Source organism: Phycisphaerae bacterium (genome assembly GCA_012729815.1).
GTDB lineage: Bacteria > Planctomycetota > Phycisphaerae > JAAYCJ01 > JAAYCJ01 > JAAYCJ01.
The window spans coordinates 1-4186 of the sequence record JAAYCJ010000050.1 but is presented as its reverse complement, the minus strand read 5'-3'; the positions used below and the strand labels follow the sequence as shown (position 1 = coordinate 4186).

The 4186-nt window shown below is 66.7% G+C and carries 3 protein-coding genes and 1 pseudogene; all 4 read right to left on the bottom strand.

What is annotated here, in order from left to right:
- Positions 1-106: 106 nt before the first annotated feature.
- Positions 107-517 (bottom strand): cupin domain-containing protein, encoded by a 411-nt coding sequence (locus tag GXY33_03865; protein NLX04264.1) that lies wholly within the window; start codon positions 515-517, stop codon positions 107-109.
- Between the two features lie 106 nt (positions 518-623).
- Positions 624-2627 carry a cadmium-translocating P-type ATPase gene (gene cadA, locus GXY33_03860; protein ID NLX04263.1) on the bottom strand — a complete coding sequence of 668 codons (2004 nt, stop codon included), beginning with the start codon at positions 2625-2627 and terminating at the stop codon, positions 624-626.
- 92 nt (positions 2628-2719) lie between these two features.
- Positions 2720-2959, bottom strand: coding sequence for a heavy-metal-associated domain-containing protein (locus GXY33_03855; GenBank protein ID NLX04262.1), 240 nt, complete (start codon positions 2957-2959; stop codon positions 2720-2722).
- Positions 2960-3248: 289 nt separating this feature from the next.
- Positions 3249-4186: pseudogene (locus tag GXY33_03850) on the bottom strand (IS1380 family transposase).

Below are 4186 nucleotides of genomic sequence, written 5' to 3'. Positions count from 1 at the left end.
CGGTCACTCGAACATCGCCCGCGCCTGCCGACGCCTGGCAGCAGACCCGTATCAGGCCGTCGGCCTGATCCTGGAAGGATGAAATAGCAGGTCACCGCCCTGACGGTCAACAACTACGGGACCCTGCGGCGGCGTTAGCCTCTTCCCGGGTGGCGAATGCGGCGCCGATAGCGTGTTCGGGTGGGCTGTAGATGGTGTACAGCACCAGTGGCTCGTCCCCGGTGTTGCGAAAGTTATGCTGGGCGCCGGCCGGTACCGCGCACTGGTCCCCGGCATCGATGGGATGCGTGTGGCCGTTGAGGTCGGCTTCGCCGGTTCCGGAAACGAAGGTCAGGATCTGATCGGTGTGTTCGTGGACCTCGTCTCCGATCTCGCCACCGGGCGGAATGGTCATCACCACGATCTGGGTGTGTTCTCCGGTCCACAGCACCTTCCGGAAGTCAGGATTATCCCTGGCCACGTCCGCGATGGTGAAATGCTCGACGTTGTCGCCCAGGGTGAAGTTCTTCTCGCTCATAGTCGGTCTCCTCTGTTTCGTGTGTTGATTTCGCTGTTCGCGTCGTTGTTGTGAGTCTTCGAGGTGCCCGGTGCCCCGGGGCGGGCCTACTGGCCCGGGATGGGCGTCAGGCGGCTACCTGCTCCGCAGCTGTCCCGATGGTGCGTTCACTCTTTGGCGTCGTCGTGGAGTATCGGGTGTTTCGCAGCAGCCGCATCGCGTTGGCGATGACCACGAGCACCGAGGCTTCGTGGACGAGCATGCCGATCGACATAGTCACTCCGCCGGCGAAGACTCCGGCCAGGAGCAGCACCACGGTGACCAGGGCGATTGCGATGTTCTGCTTCATCACGTTCACGGTCCGCTTGGCCAGGCCGATGGCCTCGGGCAGCTTGAGCAGGTTGTCGCCCATCAGGGCGATGTCCGCGGTCTCCACGGCCACGGCCGAGCCTGCCGCACCCATCGCCACGCCGATGTTCGCGGTGGCAAGAGCCGGAGCGTCGTTGACGCCGTCCCCGACCATCGCGATCGTGTGGCCCTGGCGCTGTAGCTCGGTGACGGCGTCCAGCTTGTCCTCAGGCAGTAGGGAGGCGTGGATCTCGTCGATCCCGGTGGCATTGCCGACGGCCTCGGCCACCAGTTGGGTGTCACCGGTGAGCATGACGACCTTCTCGACGCCGGCCCGGTGCAGTCGCGCGACCATCTCGGGTGCGTCCTGGCGGACCTGGTCCGCGACGGCGACGACGCCGATCACTGTCTCGTCAACAGCCACGATCATAGGTGTTTTCCCGGCGGCGGCCAGATCCTGGGCGGCCTGCGCTGCCTCGGCGATGCCCGAGGCAATGCCGTACTGCTCCAGTAGCGGCGGGTTGCCGATCAGCACTTGGCGGCCATTTACGTTCGCCACGATGCCCTTGCCGGGGACCGGGGTGACGGTGCCGGGGATGCCCTGCGGGGCAACTCCCTCCTCGCGGGCAGTCTCCAGGATGGGGCGGGCCAGTGGGTGTTCGGAGCCGGCCTCGGCGGCCGCGGCCCAACGCAGCACCTCCGGACGGTCGAGCGTGGAATCCAGGATGATGACGTCGGTCAGCTGGGGACGTCCCTCGGTGAGAGTGCCGGTCTTGTCCACGGCGACCGCGGAGATCTTCGCGGAGGTCTCCAGGAACTCGCCGCCCTTGATGAGGATGCCGTTGCGCGCGGCGCGGCCGATGCCCGCCACGATGGCGACCGGGATAGAGATCACCAGGGCACCGGGGCAGCCGATGACCAACAGGGTCAGGGCCAGCACCACGTCTCCGCTGATGAGTCCAGCCACCAGGGCCAGGACCATGACAGCGGGCGTGTACCACGTGGAGAACCGGTCGATGAAGGCCTGGGTCTTGGCCTTGGCGTCCTGAGCCTCTTCCACACGGTGGATGATGCGGGCCAAGGTGGTGTCTGCGCCGATGCCAGTGGCCAGGACCTGTAGGAAGCCGCCGCGGGAGACGGTGCCGGCGAACACCTGCCCGCCTTTAGTTTTCTCCACCGGGATGGACTCGCCGGTGATGGAGGCCTCGTCGATGGCGCCGGTGCCGGAGACGACCTGGCCGTCCACGGGGACCTTCGCGCCGTTCTTGACCAGGACGATCTCGCCCATTCTCACCTGTCCGGCAGGGACTTCCTGTTGCTCGCCATCGCGCACGACGATCGCGGAATCAGGGGCGACGGCGACGAGTTCGGCCAGTGCCGAGCGGGTCTTGTTCAGGGTCGCAGCTTCCAGCGCGTGGCCGATCGCGAACAGGAACGTGACCGCCGCGGCCTCCCAGAAGTTGCCGATGATGACCGCGCCGATCGCCGCAACCGACACGAGCAGGTCGATGCCGATGATCTTGGCGATCAGCGCGCGCACCGCCTTCACCACGATCCCGTAGCCGGCAACCACGGCCGCGGCGATCATGAAGACATCTCCGAGGGTGAAAGCCGCGCTGGCGTGAGTGGCGTGGGCGCCGGCGTCGAGCCACCACTGGGGGCTGACGGTGAGGTTGGCGGCACCCCCGGCCAGCCACTGGATGGCGAAAGAGATGATGATGAGCACGCCGGACACGACGGGAACTGACCAGTTCCCATAGACCCATTTTTGGAGCCTGTTCACTTTCGGGTACGCCCTTTCTGGTCTCGTGCCAACAGAGCGGCAGAGGGAATGTGGGGAGGATGTCCGCAGGCGGCCCGCGGGGGCCGTTGGTCTCAGAAGGCAGACGGTGCGGCCTTGTAGCCGGCTTTGGCGATGGCGGCGACGAGGTCATCCACGGAGGTGCGCTCGTTGTCATGGTCGACCTCGATGCGGGCGGAGGCGAAGTGGACCTTCACGTTCTTGACACCCTTGAGTCGCCCGACCTGCTTCTCGATCTTCGCCACGCACGACGGGCAGGAGAATCCCTCCGCCCTAAGGACCGTGTGAGTGGTGGTGGGGGTGGAGGTGGCCATTGTGGACCCCTTTCGTGATGCGTTCCTTATTGGTACCTTCACGATAGGTTTGCGGCGCCCGGAACTCCTTGACATAGATCATGTTCGGCGCGCGCCTGCTACCGAGGCGTAGCTGACGCTGCCCGGTCCCATGGCGCTGATGCCGACTCCGCCCTGATCCACCGTCGTTGATTCCAAGGGTGAATCCTCGCCGAGTTTCGGTGGGTGATGGCGTTTGGGCATGGGTGGTCCGCCGGTCTACCCGGCCTTTCCACTTGGTTCTCCGGTCGTACCCAGTCAGGGCGGAGGGTCAGGTTGTCGCGGTCGCGGTGCCGAAGAGGTTGCGCCACGCCAACTCCCACGGCCACCGCGACGGCAGGTGCAAGGTCAGCCTTCGTCCGGACGACGCGATCCTCGCGGGGATGTTGATCAGGTGAGTACGCAGCGTCGCCCACCGGGCGCGGGCATGACGTGGTGAGGCGGCGACACCAGCAGCGCGGGCGAGGCCGAAACGCGATCACCGCGTGCGCCAGCCACGCCGCATTCGCCGCGTACCTCCCCGACGGCAGATGCGCCAACGGTCCGTCCTTGAGCTCCGCGATGACCTGCTCGACGATCGCGTGGTCGCGGTGCCGGGCGTCGGCCTCGATGGTTGTCAGCGACGAGTTGGTGACGAACGCGTGATGATGGTGGGCGTCGAACAATTCGCCCTGCCCGGCGTGCGGGTTCAGGCGTTTCACGCGACGCACCACCAGCCGGCAGATCACATGCTCCTTCTTCCGTCGCGAGGTGAAGACGGTGACCTCGGTTTCGGCGACCTCGGCATCGGAGATCCACCGCTGCTCGTCGTCATCCCAGACGGCGTTCGGGTAGGTGATCGCCGTCCACGCCGTGTCGTCGATCGACGCGATCGCCGCCCGGATCTGCGGGTTCATCCTCGCGGTCACCGAAAACCACGCCCCAGCCCGCTGCGCGGCGGCGACGAACGCGTGCCCGAAGTAGGCCGAGTCGGCGCGGGCAAGGATCTGACCGGATGCCCCGGCGGCGCGGGCGCAGCCGATGGCCTGGGCGAGCAGGCGGCCGGCCCCGGCGTGGGAGGCGACGTTGCCGCGTCGCAGTCGGGCGGCGGCGATCACCGGCGCCGCGATCGGGGTCGACACGATCGCGACCTGCGCGTTCAATCCACGGACACCGGTGTAGCCGAATGCCGCGGCCTGCTTGGAGTAGCCGTGCACCTCGCGGATCGTG